Source organism: Actinoplanes sp. NBC_00393 (assembly GCF_036053395.1).
Lineage (GTDB): Bacteria > Actinomycetota > Actinomycetes > Mycobacteriales > Micromonosporaceae > Actinoplanes.
In genome coordinates, this window is sequence record NZ_CP107942.1 from 10,031,106 (window position 1) to 10,046,221 (window position 15,116).

Consider the following 15,116-nt stretch of genomic DNA (forward strand, 5'->3'; position numbering starts at 1 on the left):
GGTCAGCTGTCCGGCCGGGCTGACGGTGAGTGTTGCTTTAGTGGCTGGGAGGCGACGCTGGTGGTCAGTTGTCCGGCCGGGCTGACGGTGAGTGTTGCTTCAGGGGGCGGGAGGCGACGCTGGTGGTCAGCTGTCCGGCCGGGCTGACAGTGAGTGTTGCTTCAGCGGCTGGGAGGCGACGCTGGTGGTCAGCCGCCCAGCCCGGCTGACAGCGAGACCTGTGCGTGCCTCTTTGGTTTTCGGCCGCTGCGCTTCCTCGCCCGCGGCGCGGAGTCCCGGCCAAGGGCGGTGCGGCTCGCCCGGCCGGGGCGTTTCGCCCGGACTCTGGCCCGTTGTCCGGCTCTGGGGGAGCGGCTTCGCGGGGCTCGAGGCGGACTTTTGCGTTCGCAACGCAAAAGTTTGTATTGATCATGCAGAAGGTATGGACCGAAGTGACGGAACAGGCTTAGTGTGACGGGCACCACTTCATCGGAGGTGTTCGTTGTACCTGACCGATGCACCCCATTTGCGGATTCTGCGGCTGCTCCGTGACGAGGGCCCGGTTTCCCGTGCTGAGCTGGGCGATCGCCTCGAGCTGAGCCGGCCTCGGCTGCTTGCCGAGGTGGAGCGGCTGGTGGCGTCCGGGCTGCTCGCCGAGGCGGGGATGGCTGCCTCGCGCGGCGGCCGGCGGTCGACGCTGGTCGAGCTGCATCCGGGGCTGCGGTTCGCCGCGGTCGACCTGGGGGCGACCTCGATCGACGTCGAGGTGACCAATGGGCGGTTGGAGCCGTTGGCGGCGTACCGGGAGGCGGCCGACATTCGTTCCGGGCCGCGGGCGACTCTGCACCGGCTCAACGATCTGCTCGCCAAGGCGAAGATCGAGGGGGTGTACGAGCGGCTCGACGCGGTCGGGATCGGGGTTCCGGGACCGGTCAGCTTCCGCGACGGCGTACCGGTCTCACCGCCGATCATGCCGGGCTGGGATCGGTATCCGGTGCGCGAACTGCTTGCCCGTGAGCACGGGTGCCCGGCGGTGGTGGACAACGACGTCAACATCATGGCGATCGGGGAGCGGCACGGCGGGGTCGCGCACTCCGTCGACGACTTCCTGTTCGTGAAGATCGGGACTGGTGTGGGCTGCGGCATCCACCTGGCCGGTGCGGTCTTCCGGGGGGTGGACGGGTGTGCCGGCGACATCGGGCACATTCAGGTCGAAGCTGGTGGGCCGGCCTGTTCCTGCGGTAACAGCGGATGTCTGGAGGCGCTGTTCAGTGGGGCGGCGCTGGCCCGGGACGCGCTGGCGGCAGCGCGGTCCGGTGAGTCGCCGGCGTTGGCTCAGCGTCTTGCAGCGGCTCGTCCGGCGAGGTCCGGGTCGGGCCGGGCGGCGCGGGGTGGGGGCGAGAGCGAGGCGGTGATCACCGCCAAGGACGTCGCGGACGGCGCGGCCGAGGGTGACATCGCCTGTATCCGGCTGATCCGTGACGGTGGCCGGCGGGTCGGTGGGGTGCTTGCGACGCTGGTGTCGTTCGCCAATCCGTCGATGATCGTCATCGGGGGTGGGTTGGCGCAGCTCGGGCACGTCCTGCTGGCCGAGATCCGCAGCGTCGTCTATCGCCGTTCCCTCCCGCTGGCCACCGGCAACCTGCCGGTGGTGCTCTCCGAGCTGGGCAGCCGGGCCGGGGTGACCGGCGCGGCCGTGCTGGCCAGCGACGCCGCCTTCGAGCAGGCGTCATGAGCACCCCGACACCGGAGCACAACGCGGCCGAGAAGAACGCGGCGGAGGCAAGCGTGGCGCAGGAAGACGCGGGGCAGGAGAGCGCGGCGAGCGCGGGCGGCCAGGGGGAGACCGGCGAGGTCGTGCTGCGGCTGCACGACGTGGTCAAGGTCTTTCCAGGTGTACGGGCACTCGACGGCGTCCGCCTCGAAGTGCGCGCCGGCGAGGTGCACTGCCTTCTGGGGCAGAACGGGGCCGGCAAGTCCACGCTGATCAAGGTTCTGGCCGGTGTGCACCACGCCGACGCCGGCGAGGTCACGTGGCGCGGCGAGCCGTTCGCCCCGGCCACACCGCAGGCCGCGATGCGCGCCGGGATCGCCACCATCTACCAGGAGCTGGATCTCGTCGACGACCTCTCGGTGGCCGAGAACGCCTTCCTGGGTCACGAGCCGAGCCGCTTCGGGTTCACCAAGCGGCGCGTCTCGGCGTACGAAACAAAAGCGATCCTGGCCCGCCTTGGCCATGCTGAGATCTCGCCGCGCCGCCTGGTCCGCACCCTGCCGGCCGCGGCGAAGCAGGTCGTGAGCATGGCTCGCGCGCTCTCCCATGACGCCCGGCTGATCGTGATGGACGAGCCGAGCGCCGTGCTCGCCCACGACGAGGTGGCGAACCTGTTCCGGATCATCCGGGAGCTGACCGCGCAGGGGATCGCGGTCATCTACATCTCGCACCGGCTGGACGAGATCCGCGACATCGGCGACCGGGTGACCGTGCTGAAGGACGGCCGGACCACCGCGGCGAACCTGCCGGCCCGGACCACGCCGACCCGGGAGCTGGTCGGGAAGATGACCGGCCGCTCGATCGAGTACGTGTTCCCGCCCCGCGAACCGGCCGAGCTGACCGAGGAACCGCTGCTGGTGGTGGAGAACCTGACCCGGTCCGGCGAGTTCGCCGACGTGAGCCTGACGGTTCGTCCCGGCGAGATCGTGGGAGTCGCCGGGCTGGTCGGCTCCGGCCGGTCGGAGCTGCTGGAGACGGTCTTCGGCGCTCGCCGGCCGGATGCCGGCACCGTGAAGCTGGCCGGCAAGCCGATCCGCAGTGTCGAGTCCGCGGTACGCGCCGGCATGGGCATGGCCCCCGAGGAGCGCAAGAGCCAGGCGCTGCTGCTGGACGAGCCGATCTACAAGAACATGACGCTGGCGTCGTTCGCCAAGTTCGCGCGGGCGGGGTTCACCGACGCGGGTGGCGAGCGGGACGCGGCCGGGCGTACCGCGCAGTCGCTGGAGTTGCGCCCGCCGGGCGTGACCCGGCCGGTGCGCACGCTCTCCGGCGGCAACCAGCAGAAGGTGGTGGTCGGCCGCTGGCTGCTCGGCGAGACCCGGCTGCTGCTGCTCGACGAGCCGACCCGGGGTGTGGACGTGGGCGCCCGGGCCGAGCTCTACCAGGTCATCCGGGATCTCGCCGAGCGCGGCGTGGGTGTGCTGCTGGTCTCCAGCGAGGTGCCGGAGGTGCTCGGGCTGGCCGACCGGGTGCTGGTGATGCGCGAAGGCCACATGATCCACGAGGCGCCGGCCGCGGAGATCGACGAGGACACCGTACTGAACCTCGTGATGGCGGGGTCGCTGCTGGAGGGAGAGCCCGCATGATCACTGAAACCCTGCCCGCCGAGAAGCGCGAGCCACGGCGTCTCGACGAGGGAACGATACGCAACCTGGGTCTGGTCGGTGTCCTGGTCCTGCTGGTGATCATCGGGATCATCACGCGGCCGGAGCTGTACAGCGACCCGGCCTGGGTACGCCAGAACTTCCTGATCATCCTTCAGCAGGCGTCCGCGATCGGCGTGGTGACGATCGGGATGACCTTCGTGATCATCGGTGGTGGCATCGACCTGTCGGTGGGCGCGATCATCGCGCTGGCCGGGGTCTGGTGCACCACAGTGGCCACTCAGAGCTTCGGCGCGGTCGGGATGATCTTCACGGCGATCATCGTCGGGATCGCGGTCGGACTGGTCAACGGGGTGCTGATCGCGTACGGGAAACTCGTACCCTTCATCGCCACGCTGGCCATGCTGGTGGCCGCCCGCGGTCTCGCCGCGCAGATCTCCGGCAAGCAGACGCAGATCTCCACCAACCAGACGATCAACAGCATCGCCACCACCCGGATCCTCGGGATCCCGCTGCTCGTGATCATCTTCGCGGTGGTGGCGGTGGCCGGCTGGGTGCTGCTGAACCGGACGACGTTCGGCCGCCGCACCGTCGCGGTCGGCGGCAACCCCGAGGCGGCCCGGCTGGCCGGCATCAACGTGAAACTGCAGACCCTGCTGCTCTATGTCCTCTCCGGACTCTGCTGCGGCATCGCGGCGATCATGCTGACCGCGCAGGCGACCAGCGCGCAGGCCGCCACGGCGAACCTCTACGAGCTGGACGCCATCGCCGCGGCGATCATCGGCGGCACCCTGCTCAGCGGCGGTCGCGGCACGATCGTCGGCTCCGTCTTCGGGGTGCTGGTCTTCTCCACCATCACCAACCTCTTCGCCATCAACAACCTCCCGACCGAGGTCCAGAACATGGTCAAGGGCGGCATCATCGTCGCCGCCGTCTTGATCCAGCAGTTCAACTACCGCTCCGTCAGCCAGCTCTTCAAGCGATGAAAACGATTAGAACGGGAGCAATAATGTCCGCATTGTCCCGTAGGCGCATTCTGTTCGGCGGCGCAGCCGTCGGCACGGGCGTCCTGCTCACCGCCTGCACCAGCAACGACACCGGCGGCAACGCCCAGGTCAACACTAACGCCGGGAACGAGAACGCCGCTCCCGGCGAGAAAGTGGTGATCGGGTTCTCCGCCCCGGCCGCCGACCACGGCTGGATCGCCGCCATCACCAACAACGCGAAGGCCCAGGCCCAGCAGTACTCCGACGTCGAGCTCAAGGTCACCGAGGCCGGGGCTGACGCGGCGACCCAGCGCGCCGCGATCTCCACGATGATCGCCCAGAAGCCGAACATCATCGTGATGCTGCCGTACGACGGCAAGGAGCTGAACGCCGCCGCCGAGGAGGCGATGCGGGCCGGCATCCCGGTGGTCAACCTGGACCGGGCCTTCCCCTCGCAGGACGCGTACCGGTTGCAGCTCAAGGGCGACAACTACGGCATGGGCCTGGCCGCCGGCGCCTACATCGGCGAGCAGCTCAAGACGAAGGGCACCGCCAACCCGATCATCGGCGAGATCGCCGGGATCGACTCGCTGGAGCTGACCCAGGAGCGTTCGGAGGGCTTCAAGACGGCGCTCGCGGTCTACGGCTTCAAGGTCGCCAACCGGCGGGCCGCCGACTTCACCGTCAACGGCGGTCAGGCCGCCGCCACCGACCTGCTCCAGGCACTGCCCAAGATGGACGCCCTCTGGAACCACGACGACGACCAGGGCGTCGGTGTGCTGGCCGCGATCGATCAGGCCAACCGCAGCGAGTTCTTCATGGTCGGCGGCGCCGGCTCCAAGGCGGCGATCGACTCGATCGCCAAGGACGACACGGTGCTCAAGGCGACCGTGACCTACAGCCCCTCGATGGCGTCGTCGGCGATCTCGCTGGCCCGCCTGATCAGCCAGGGCAAGGGAATGAGCGATCTGGTCGAGCTCCAGGTGCCCAAGGAGATCATGCTCGCCTCCGAGACGATCACCAAGGACAACGCCGCCCAGTACGCCAAGCTCGGTTTCTAAGGGGACAACATGTCGCAGGACCTGCGAGTCGGCATGGTCGGCTACGCGTTCATGGGGGCCGCGCACTCGCAGGCCTGGCGAACTGTCAATCACGCTTTCGACCTCCCGCTCCGCGCACGGATGTCGGTGGTGTGCGGGCGTTCCGCGGACCAGGTCGCGGACGCCGCCACGAAGCTCGGCTGGGACGGGCACACCACCGACTGGCGGTCGGTGGTGGACAGCGACGAGATCGATCTGGTGGACATCTGCACCCCGGGTGACACCCACGCCGAGATCGCGCTCGCCGCGCTTGCCGCCGGCAAGCACGTGCTCTGCGAAAAACCCCTGGCCAATTCGGTGGCCGAGGCACGCGAGATGGCCGCGGCCGCAGCCCGGGCACAAACCCATGGGGTACGCGCAATGTGCGCCTACAACTACCGGAGGGTCCCGGCCGTCGCCCTGATGCGCGAGCTCGTGGCGGCCGGCCGGATCGGGACCATCCGGCACGTGCGGGCGTCCTACCTCCAGGACTGGATCGTCGATCCGCAGTTCCCGCTGGTCTGGCGGCTACGCAAGGAGATCGCCGGTTCGGGGGCCCTGGGCGACATCGGCGCACACATCGTCGACCTCACCCAGTACGTCACCGGCCAGACGATCACCGCGGTGTCGGCGCTGACAGAGACGTTCGTCCGGTCCCGCCCGCTGCCGTCGGCCTCGTCCGGGCTCTCCGCCGCCGGCAACGGGGCCACCCTGGGGGACGTCACGGTCGACGACGCGGCGCTGTTCCTGGCCCGGCTCGACGGGGGAGCGGTCGCCACGTACGAGGCGACCCGCTTCGCCACCGGCCGCAAGAACGCGCTGCGGGTGGAGCTCAACGGCTCGCTGGGCTCGCTGGCCTTCGACTTCGAGCGGATGAACGAGCTGGAGGTCTACGACGCCACTCAGCCGGCCGCCGAGCAGGGCTTCACCCGGATCCTGGTGACCGAGGGGGAGCACCCGTACATGGCGGCGTGGTGGCCGCCCGGGCACCTGATCGGCTACGAGCACTCCTTCACCCACGAGGTCCGCGACCTGATCGAGGCGATCGCGACCGGGCAGGACCCGGCGCCGTCGTTCGCCGACGCGTTGCAGGTGCAACTCGTCCTGGACGCCGTCGAGCGCTCCGCCGCCGGCGGTGCCTGGACAGAGGTCGAGTCCGCCCTGGAGGCAAGTCCAGCTGGTTAACAGGGCTGCTTGCCGGCTCTGAGAGCAGCCCTGTTAACCAGCAGCGAATGCGTCCGCCGGGATCGGTGAGGGACGGTGTGGTTGCGCCCCACGCCGGCCGGTCCACGGCGGGTGATGCGGGTGCGCGGGCGGGTCTGCCCGCGCACCCGCTTCGGCGTGCTGCGGCACGCGGCGAACGCACACGCCGTTCGGCGGTTGCGTGTCCGTTTGTGCAAAACATGAACGCAGTTCCAGCCCGGAAAGGCCTTTCCCGGAGGTCGCAGGGAAAGCTACCCGCTGGTCACCGCGGGCTAAGGCATCGGTGTCGGCCGATGTATTAGGCAGCTTTATTTGATGTCCTGGCCGCTCACCGGTCGCACGGGAGGTGCGCCGGTGATCCGTCTCACGCCGCACGCTCGTATCCGAGGGCAAGACTTCCACGGATGGAGGCGGCAATGGCACCCCGGTCCCGTGGCGTCGGTCGATCTAGGACCGCCGCCTGCATGGTCCATACTGGAAGCGTTAGCACGAGCGAATGCACGTGCACCTGCACGGGTGACCTCGTCCGGGGAGGCTATTGATGCGGCTGCGACATCCCTCCGGCCGGATCGTGCACCTGAGTTGTGGCATCAGCCTAAATCAAGCGGAGTCGCTGACCGCCGCCGTCGAGCGCCTCGACGCCGCCGCATCCGCGCTGCGCAGCCGATTCGGCAGCGGCACACTCGGGGTCGCGCTCCGGCTGCCGTACCCACTCGCTGCCGATCTCGCTGACGACGGGCGGGCCCGCAGCCGGTTGCGTACCGAACTGGACGCTCGTGGCCTGGAGGTGGTCACGCTCAGCGGGGTGCCCGGCGCCGCGGAGCCGGCCCCCGACTGGAGTGAGCCGGCCCGCCTGCGGCACACCGTCGACCTGGCCCGGATCCTGGTCGACCTGCTGCCCTTCGAAGAGGTTCGCGGCGCCGTCGCCACCTGCGGTCTCGGCCGTCGGGAGGACTGGGACGAGGCGCGGCAGCAGGCCGTCGCCCGCAACCTGCGCCGGCTCTCCGGCGGTCTCGCCGACCTCGCCTGGCGGGTCGGCCGTGCGGTCCGCGCCGGCTTCCAGCCCGGCCCGGGCTCGGTTCTGGACAGTCCGGAGCAGACCGTCGCCGCGCTCACCCGGGTCGACAAGGACCGGCTCGGCGTCTGCCTGGACCTGACGACCGTGCTGCGTGACTGGCCGGACCCGGCGGACGGCATCGACCGGCTCACCGACGCCGGCCTCTCGGTCATCACCGCCCGGATCACCGACCCGGCGGGCGCCTGGCAGCCGGTCCTGCGGCATCTGCTCGCCGCCGACACCGCCCGGACCGAGTACGTGGATCTTGACACCCCGGGCGGCGATGAGCAGGCGGCGGACGACCTCGCGTACGTCGTGGCGGAGCTGACCGCCATCGGCCTGGTGCCGGAACAGCAGCCCTGCGCCGCGCCCTGATCGAGGCTTTCGCTGCCCGCCGGTGCCGCCGTAGAGTCGCGGTGGGGCCACCGCTGCGACCGGTGGGCCGAGCGGGAGGCGCAAACCTGCACGGCCCGGTCACCGCTGTTGCGACGATGCCTCGTGGGCCGGTTTCCCTCGCCGGCCGGCCACACCAGCCCCGAGGGAGGAACCATGGCACGACCCATCACGCTCTTCACCGGCCAGTGGGCCGATCTGCCGTTCGAGGAAGTCTGCCGGCTCGCGTCCGAGTGGGGCTACGACGGCCTGGAGATCGCCTGCTGGGGCGATCACTTCGAGGTCGACCGCGCGCTCGCTGAGGACGACTACGTCGAGCGCAAGCACGAGCAGCTCGCCAAGCACAACCTCAAGTGCTTCGCGATCTCCAACCATCTGGTCGGCCAGGCGGTCTGCGACCACCCGATCGATGAGCGTCACCGCGGCATTCTGCCGCCGGCCATCTGGGGAGACGGAGAACCCGAGGGGGTACGCGGACGCGCGGCCGAACGCATGAAGGACACCGCCCGTGCCGCCGCGAAGTTCGGGGTGCAGACCGTCGTCGGTTTCACCGGCTCGTCGATCTGGCACACCGTGGCCATGTTCCCGCCGGTCCCGCCCGAGATGATCGACCGGGGATATCAGGACTTCGCCGACCGGTGGAACCCGATCCTCGACGTCTTCGACGAGGTCGGCGTCCGGTTCGCGCACGAGGTGCACCCCAGCGAGATCGCGTACGACTACTGGACCACCCGGCGGACCCTGGAGGCGATCGGCAACCGGCCCGCCTTCGGGCTGAACTGGGACCCGTCGCACTTCGTCTGGCAGGAGCTCGACCCGGTCAACTTCATCCTCGAGTTCCACGACCGGATCTACCACGTGGACTGCAAGGACGCGAAAGTGCGTACCGGTGACGGCCGGCGTGGCCGGCTCAGCTCCCACCTGGCCTGGGCCGACCTGCGGCGCGGGTGGGACTTCGTCTCCACCGGCCACGGCGACGTGCCCTGGGAGGACTGCTTCCGGGCGCTGAACAGCGTCGGGTACGCCGGCCCGATCTCGATCGAGTGGGAGGACGCCGGGATGGACCGGCTCGTCGGCGCTCCCGAAGCCCTGAAGTTCGTCCGCGGGCTCGCCTTCGACGCGCCGGCCGCCGCGTTCGACGCCGCTTTCTCCTCCAACTCCTGACCCACGACGCGCCGCAGGGCCGCCCCGCGACAGCGGAGCGGCCCTGCGGCGAAACCGGCGTCAGTACGTGGTGCCGGTGCCGGTGCTGGTGCTCTTCGACCCGGCGAGCGTGTCACTGGGCGCCAGCAGCTCGTCCGTGCTGTCCGAGCTCGTGCCGCTGGTCGTGCTGGTGGTCTGCAGCTTCTCACCGAGCTTGGACGACTGGAGCTTGTCCTTGCCCTCGGAGTACAGCTTGTTCGCCTGCGCCTGGGCGACACCGGCGGCCTCCTGGACCGTGGGGTGGCTCCAGACCTTCTGGGCGTTGGCCCGGATCTCCTCGTACTTCTCCCGGCCGGCACGGCTGCCCAGGACGAAGCCCGCCGCGAGACCGGTGAGGAACATCAGCTTTCCGCGCATGATGGCGGCTCCTTCCGTTCGATGACGCGCATGCGTCTGCGGGGGTGCATACCCATCCTGGCGGACCGATACTCCCCAGGCGCCGGTTTCGCACACACGTCATCCCGGCACGACCCGCCGGGGGTATCCCGTTGGTGGGGCGCCCGGATGGTCATGTAGTCTGTTCTCCGTCGCCAGGGAAGCCCGGCGGCAGGAGCAGTGCAGCAGTCCCCGATAGCTCAATTGGCAGAGCAGCCGGCTGTTAACCGGCAGGTTATTGGTTCGAGTCCAATTCGGGGAGCTCTCCGGATCCCAGGTCTGATGACCTGGGATTTTCTGTTTGTGCGGGCCCGCTTTCGGCTGACTCTACGTGAACCTACGGGTACGCGTCGATGTGATCCTTGTCGACCGGGAGCGCGTCGCGCGTACCCCCGCTTCTTTTGATCTTGTGGCCCCTGAGCCTTTCGCCTCCCAGGTCGCACATGCGTGGTTACGCTGAGTCTCGCGTTGCTTGCAATCTGTGAGGTGTTCATGTCGCAGCCGGTTGAGGTGGACGTCGTCATCGTCGGCGGCGGGCTCGCCGGGCTGTCCGCTGCCCGGCGGCTCGACCGCGCGGGCGTCGAATGGCTCCTCGTCGAAGGATCCGACCGGCTCGGTGGCCGGGTCGCCACCGACGTCTTCGACGGCTGGCGGATGGACCGCGGTTTCCAGGTGCTCAACACCTCCTATCCGCGGCTCTCTGCGCTGGTCGACGTGGACGCGCTCGACCTGCGGTACTTCACCTCCGGCGTGCTGGTGCGCCGCGGCGGCGGCCTGCACCGCCTGGAGAACCCGCTGCGCGACCCGCTCGCCACCCCGCAGACCCTGACCTCCGGTGTCGGGACCTTCACCGACCGGCTCAAGTTCGCGGCCCTCGCCACCCGGTGCGCCACCCTGCCGGTCGACCGGCTGCTCGACACGCCCGAGACCACCACGCAGGAGATGCTGCGCAACGCCGGGCTCTCGCACCGGATGATCGAAGAGGTGCTCCGGCCGTTCTTCTCCGGCGTCTTCGCCGACCGGACCCTCGACACGTCCAGCCACGTCGCCGCGATGGTGCTGCGCTCCTTCACCCGCGGCCGGATCGGCGTCCCGGCAGCCGGCATGGCCGCCCTGCCCGCCGCGATCGCCGGCCCGCTGCCCTTCCCGCAGCTGCTGATCGGCGCCCGCACCCTGTCCATCGGGCCCGGCATGGTCGTCACCGAAGGCGGCGAGATCCGCTGCCGCGCCGTGATCGTCGCCACCGACCCGCTCACCGCCGCCGCCCTGCTGCCCCGGCTGCCGCGCCCCGAGGTGCACGGCCTCACCACGTTCTACTTCGGCGCCGACCGGGCACCCGTCGACGAGCCGATCCTGCTGCTCGACGGCGACCGCCGGGAGATCATCGCCAACACCGTCGTGATGAGCAACGCCGCCCCCGAATACGCCCCCAGCGGCAAAAGCCTCATCGCGGCCACCGTCGTCGGCGTCTCGGCGCCCTCCAGCGCCTCCGAAACCGTCATCCGGGTGGAACTCGCCCGCATCTACGGCGCGCCGACCGACGACTGGGAGCTGCTCAACGTCGTCACCGTCCCGCAGGCGCTGCCCGCGGCCAACGCCCCCCAGGCCCGGCTCCGCAAGCCGGTCCACCTCGGCGACGGCCTCTTCGTAGCCGGCGACCACCGCGACAGCCCTTCCAGCCAAGGCGCGATGGCCGGCGGTTGGCGCGCAGCCGGATCAGTCCTGGCGTCACTCGGCGCCCGGGCCGGGGTCTAGGTTCTAGGTTCTTAAGGGGCGTCATGAGCGATCTCAACCCGGAGAATTACGCCGAATTCACCACGCAGGACGGACCGGAGGAGCCCTCGGTCGGCGACGAAGGCCTACCGCGGATCGAAGATCTGCAGCCGCCGGATTTCGTCTCCGATCCCCGCCGCCAGATCATCCTGCAACCGAATTCCCTGGTGCCGCGGTAGATCGCTAGCTGCCGGAGCGGGGCACGGGATAGGATCGCCGCCGGTACGGGCCGGTAGCTCAGTGGGTTAGAGCAGGGGACTCATAATCCCTCGGTCGCGGGTTCGAGTCCCGCCCGGCCCACGGTACCTGCCTGGGAGCGACCCCCGGACCCCACGTTGCGGTGGTCGCCCCAGGCGAGCCGGTGACAGGTGGTACGACGTCCGGCCTACCTATGAGGACGCGGCCTCGGCCTGCTGCTTCGGGGCGGTACGGGCGTTACTGCCGGGCCGCGCAGACCTCGCCGGGCGTTCACTGCGCCGCGCGGCTGGGCGCGACCGGACCGGTCGCGCCCGACCTCGGGGATCAGCCGATGGAGACGGTGGCTGTGCCGGTGACGATGCGGTGGTCGGAGCAGGAACCGGCCGGGTACGCCGAGGTTCCCGCAACGCCGGAGCAGGCTGTCGAGATGCTCAGCGAGTCGCTGCTGTAGGCGCCTACCAGCCGGTTCTTCCGGGCGAAGATCAGGTCGATCTTGCCCAGGCCGCCGCAGGGCGGAGTGGCGCCGGGCGTCCCCGTGGCGGTCCACTCGCCGTAGCCCAGGCAGTTGCCCGAGTCGTTGTCGTCGAGTTCCCGGTACGCGCCGGTGTTGCCGTTGTTGTTGGCGATGTTCAGCGTGGGCGAGTACCAGTTGTTGAGGCGGCCGTAGTTCGGCTGGGCGTTGAAGTCGCCGCCGATGATGGCCGTGTCACCGGCGCTGTTGTAGGCCTCCATCTTGCTCAGCACGAAGTCGAGCTGGTTCTCGTTGTACTTCTTGCCGTTGGGCGCCGTGTCGTTGTTCGTCGAGATGTGCGTGGTGCAGAAGTGCATCTTCGGCTGTGCGGTCGGTGCCACACAGGTCAGGCTGAGCGCCTCGGGCCCGGTGTCTGAGGGCAGCGTCCAGCGCTGGGCGCCGCCCAGCGGGAACCGGCTGAACACGGCGTTGCCGAACGGCTGGGTGTTGCCCGCGCCGGGTGCGCAGCCTTCCGTGTTCGAGCTGGGCGTGAATCGCGCGAAGTTGCTGTCGTCGGTCGGGTAGTTCAGCTCGCGCAGGCGGGCGATGAGCGCGTAGTACTGGCCTTCGCAGATCTCGTTGAACGCCACGAAGTCGGCGGCCCGGTTCTTGATCGAGCTTGCGGCCGCGTCGATCAGGCCGTTGGTGGTGCTGCCGCCGTGCAGCTTGGCGCCGGCGACGTTCCACACCCAGACGTTGTACTTGACGTTCACTGCTGCCGAGGCCGGAGCTCCCGGCGTGATGGCGGCGCCGACCGCGAGCAGCATGGTCGCGGCGGCCACCGCGATCCGTTTGTTCAGACGCATTGAAACTCCCCGTTATTCAAGATTTTCGAAGCGTCAATTTATCTCGGGGGGTCCGGAGTCAAGCGCCCGGGTGCCGACGGCTGATCAACGAGAGCAGAATCGGTGGCAATGGCCGAGGGATGGTGCCATCGTCGAGGCAGTGATCGCGAGCGGAGGTGGCTGCGCTGGACCGGGAAGCTGATGATCCGTACCTCTGGCTCGAGGATCTTCATGCGCCGCAGGCGCAGAGGTGGGTGACCGAGCGCAACGCCGAGACGTTGGAAGCGCCGGCTCAGCCCGGGTTCGGCCGGGTCAGGGATGCGGTTCGGGAAGTGCTCGACAGCAAGGACCGGATCTCGTTTCCGGGGTGGCGTGGGGACGGCTTCTACTACGACTTCTGGCGCGACGCTGATCATCCCCGGGGGATCTGGCGGCGGACCACGCTCGAGCAGTTCCGGCGGGATGAGCCGGAGTGGGACGTTCTGCTGGATGTCGATGCGCTCAACGTGGCGGAGCGGGAGAACTGGACGTGGCATGACGTCACCGTGCTGAAGCCGGGGTACGACCGTTGCCTGATCAAGCTGTCCCGGGGTGGCGCGGACGCTCGGGTGGTGCGCGAGTTCGACCTGCGGGAGCGGGTGTTCGTCGAGGACGGGTTCACGCTGCCCGAGGCGAAGAGCGACGTCAGCTGGATCGACGTGGACCACATCTTCGTGGCCACCGACTTCGGGCCGGGGTCGCTGACCTCGTCCGGCTATCCGCGGGTGGTCAAGCGGTGGCGGCGTGGCACGCCCTTGTCCGAGGCCGAGCTGGTTTTCGCGGGGGACGTGGACGACGTCCTGGTCAGTGCGGGGCATCAGTCGACGCCGGGGTACGAGCGGGACCTCGTCGTCCGGCGTATCGAGTTCTACCGCGGTGAGCAGTTCCTGCGGACGGCGACCGGGGCGCTGGTGCGGATCGAGGTGCCGGAGGACGCCGAGATCGACGTGCACCGGGACTGGCTGCTCGTTCAGCTCCGGTCATCGTGGACGGTCGGTGAGGTGACGTACCCGGCCGGGGCGCTGCTCGTGACGGATTTCGACGGGCAGCAGGAGATCACCGTGCTGTTCGAGCCGGACGAGCGTACGTCGCTGAGCTCCTGGCATTGGACGCGCAACCATCTGCTGCTCGTCACCATGACTGATGTCCGGACCACCGTGCGGGCCCTCACGCCGGGTCCGGACGGCTGGCGCAGCCGGCCGGTGGCCGGGGCGGCGGAGCTGGACCACACCTGGATCGTCGACACCGACCCGGACAACGACGACTCGTACCTGATCTCCTCGGCGGGCTTCCTGCAGCCAGCGACCCTGAGTCTCGGGACGGTCGACGGGCCGGCCGCGGTTCTCAAGCAGGCGCCCACGTTCTTCGCGACGGACGGCATGGCGGTCCGCCAGCATTTCGCCGTCTCCGCTGACGGCACGCGTGTTCCCTATTTCGTGGTGGGCGGAGCAGACAACGGGCCGACGCTGCTCAGCGGGTACGGCGGGTTCGAGGTCCCGATGACTCCCGGCTACAACGGCGTCCTCGGGCGTGGCTGGCTCGCCCGCGGCGGCACCTACGTGCTGGCGAACATCCGTGGTGGCGGTGAGTACGGTCCGGCGTGGCACCGGGCTGCGCTGCGGGAGAACCGGGTGCGGGCCTACGAGGACTTCGCGGCGGTCGCCTCCGACCTGGTGGCGCGGGGGATCACGACGCCGGCGCAACTCGGGATCTCCGGTGGCAGCAACGGCGGGCTGCTGATGGGCGTCATGCTGACCCGTTACCCGGAGTTGTTCGGGGCGGTGGTCGCGTCGGTGCCGCTGCTCGACATGCGCCGCTACACGAAACTGCTCGCCGGCCGGTCGTGGATCGGCGAGTACGGCGATCCGGACGTCGAGGGGGACTGGGCGTACCTGCGCGAGTTCTCGCCCTATCAGAATGTTCGGCCGGGTCAGCCGTACCCTCCGGTTTTGTTGATCACCTCGACCCGGGACGACCGCGTGCATCCCGGGCACGCCCGCAAGATGGCGGCGTTGCTGCGCGAGTACGGCTACCGGACGTCCTACTACGAGAACGTGGAGGGCGGTCACGGCGCGGCTGCCGACAACGAGCAGAGCGCGACGATCTCGGCGCTGATCTATGAGTTCCTCTGGCGCGAGTTGGGGCGCTGAGCGCGTA

12 protein-coding genes and 2 tRNA genes are annotated in these 15,116 nt (G+C 69.4%); 12 read left to right on the forward strand and 2 right to left on the reverse strand.

The features are described from left to right. Positions 1–481: 481 nt before the first annotated feature. From OHA21_RS46600 to OHA21_RS46630, 7 genes are all read left to right on the forward strand, one after another. A complete protein-coding gene (locus OHA21_RS46600) occupies positions 482–1,714 on the forward strand; it encodes an ROK family transcriptional regulator (protein WP_328466574.1) in 1,233 nt (410 codons plus the stop codon). Continuing rightward, positions 1,711–3,339 (forward strand): sugar ABC transporter ATP-binding protein, encoded by a 1,629-nt coding sequence (locus OHA21_RS46605; RefSeq protein WP_328466576.1) that lies wholly within the window; start codon positions 1,711–1,713, stop codon positions 3,337–3,339. Before OHA21_RS46600 ends, OHA21_RS46605 begins: the two co-directional genes overlap by 4 nt. Further along, a complete protein-coding gene (locus tag OHA21_RS46610) occupies positions 3,336–4,343 on the forward strand; it encodes an ABC transporter permease (protein ID WP_328466578.1) in 1,008 nt (335 codons plus the stop codon). Before OHA21_RS46605 ends, OHA21_RS46610 begins: the two co-directional genes overlap by 4 nt. Before the next feature lie 23 nt (positions 4,344–4,366). Then, positions 4,367–5,404 carry a substrate-binding domain-containing protein gene (locus tag OHA21_RS46615; protein WP_328466580.1) on the forward strand — a complete coding sequence of 346 codons (1,038 nt, stop codon included), beginning with the start codon at positions 4,367–4,369 and terminating at the stop codon, positions 5,402–5,404. A 9-nt stretch (positions 5,405–5,413) separates the two neighbouring features. Then, positions 5,414–6,607 (forward strand): Gfo/Idh/MocA family protein, encoded by a 1,194-nt coding sequence (locus tag OHA21_RS46620; RefSeq protein ID WP_328466582.1) that lies wholly within the window; start codon positions 5,414–5,416, stop codon positions 6,605–6,607. Positions 6,608–7,166: 559 nt separating this feature from the next. Then, a complete protein-coding gene (locus OHA21_RS46625) occupies positions 7,167–8,057 on the forward strand; it encodes a sugar phosphate isomerase/epimerase family protein (protein ID WP_328466584.1) in 891 nt (296 codons plus the stop codon). A gap of 174 nt (positions 8,058–8,231) precedes the next feature. Further along, on the forward strand, positions 8,232–9,239 hold the full coding sequence (locus OHA21_RS46630; RefSeq protein ID WP_328466586.1) for a sugar phosphate isomerase/epimerase family protein: 1,008 nt from the start codon (positions 8,232–8,234) through the stop codon (positions 9,237–9,239). A 60-nt stretch (positions 9,240–9,299) separates the two neighbouring features. On the opposite strand, the gene OHA21_RS46635 is transcribed toward OHA21_RS46630, so the two are convergent. Continuing rightward, on the reverse strand, positions 9,300–9,635 hold the full coding sequence (locus tag OHA21_RS46635; protein WP_328466588.1) for a hypothetical protein: 336 nt from the start codon (positions 9,633–9,635) through the stop codon (positions 9,300–9,302). Positions 9,636–9,842: 207 nt separating this feature from the next. On the opposite strand from OHA21_RS46635, the gene OHA21_RS46640 reads away from it, so the two are divergent. The 4 genes from OHA21_RS46640 (at position 9,843) to OHA21_RS46655 (ending at position 11,726) form a co-directional block, all read left to right on the forward strand. Continuing rightward, positions 9,843–9,915 (forward strand) — tRNA-Asn (locus tag OHA21_RS46640). A 230-nt stretch (positions 9,916–10,145) separates the two neighbouring features. Next, positions 10,146–11,408 (forward strand): NAD(P)/FAD-dependent oxidoreductase, encoded by a 1,263-nt coding sequence (locus OHA21_RS46645; RefSeq protein ID WP_328466590.1) that lies wholly within the window; start codon positions 10,146–10,148, stop codon positions 11,406–11,408. Between the two features lie 23 nt (positions 11,409–11,431). Continuing rightward, the gene (locus OHA21_RS46650; protein ID WP_328466592.1) at positions 11,432–11,605 is read left to right on the forward strand and encodes a hypothetical protein; all 174 of its coding nucleotides are present in this window, start codon (positions 11,432–11,434) and stop codon (positions 11,603–11,605) included. 47 nt (positions 11,606–11,652) lie between these two features. Next, positions 11,653–11,726 (forward strand) — tRNA-Ile (locus OHA21_RS46655). A 222-nt stretch (positions 11,727–11,948) separates the two neighbouring features. Here OHA21_RS46655 and OHA21_RS46660 read toward each other — a convergent pair. After that, positions 11,949–12,941: an endonuclease/exonuclease/phosphatase family protein gene (locus OHA21_RS46660; protein ID WP_328466594.1), complete on the reverse strand. Its 993-nt coding sequence runs from the start codon at positions 12,939–12,941 to the stop codon at positions 11,949–11,951. A 155-nt stretch (positions 12,942–13,096) separates the two neighbouring features. On the opposite strand from OHA21_RS46660, the gene OHA21_RS46665 reads away from it, so the two are divergent. Next, the gene (locus OHA21_RS46665) at positions 13,097–15,109 is read left to right on the forward strand and encodes a prolyl oligopeptidase family serine peptidase (RefSeq protein WP_328466596.1); all 2,013 of its coding nucleotides are present in this window, start codon (positions 13,097–13,099) and stop codon (positions 15,107–15,109) included. Positions 15,110–15,116 lie beyond the last annotated feature (7 nt).

Excerpts from the sequence above, each read along its gene's own strand:
- OHA21_RS46605 (WP_328466576.1), top strand. The coding sequence starts at position 1,711 with ATGAGCACCCCGACACCGGAGCACAACGCGGCCGAGAAGAACGCGGCG.
- OHA21_RS46610 (WP_328466578.1), top strand. The coding sequence starts at position 3,336 with ATGATCACTGAAACCCTGCCCGCCGAGAAGCGCGAGCCACGGCGTCTC.
- OHA21_RS46615 (WP_328466580.1), top strand. The coding sequence starts at position 4,367 with ATGTCCGCATTGTCCCGTAGGCGCATTCTGTTCGGCGGCGCAGCCGTC.
- OHA21_RS46620 (WP_328466582.1), top strand. The coding sequence starts at position 5,414 with ATGTCGCAGGACCTGCGAGTCGGCATGGTCGGCTACGCGTTCATGGGG.
- OHA21_RS46625 (WP_328466584.1), top strand. The coding sequence starts at position 7,167 with ATGCGGCTGCGACATCCCTCCGGCCGGATCGTGCACCTGAGTTGTGGC.
- OHA21_RS46630 (WP_328466586.1), top strand. The coding sequence starts at position 8,232 with ATGGCACGACCCATCACGCTCTTCACCGGCCAGTGGGCCGATCTGCCG.
- OHA21_RS46635 (WP_328466588.1), bottom strand. The coding sequence starts at position 9,635 with ATGCGCGGAAAGCTGATGTTCCTCACCGGTCTCGCGGCGGGCTTCGTC.
- OHA21_RS46645 (WP_328466590.1), top strand. The coding sequence starts at position 10,146 with ATGTCGCAGCCGGTTGAGGTGGACGTCGTCATCGTCGGCGGCGGGCTC.
- OHA21_RS46650 (WP_328466592.1), top strand. The coding sequence starts at position 11,432 with ATGAGCGATCTCAACCCGGAGAATTACGCCGAATTCACCACGCAGGAC.
- OHA21_RS46660 (WP_328466594.1), bottom strand. The coding sequence starts at position 12,941 with ATGCGTCTGAACAAACGGATCGCGGTGGCCGCCGCGACCATGCTGCTC.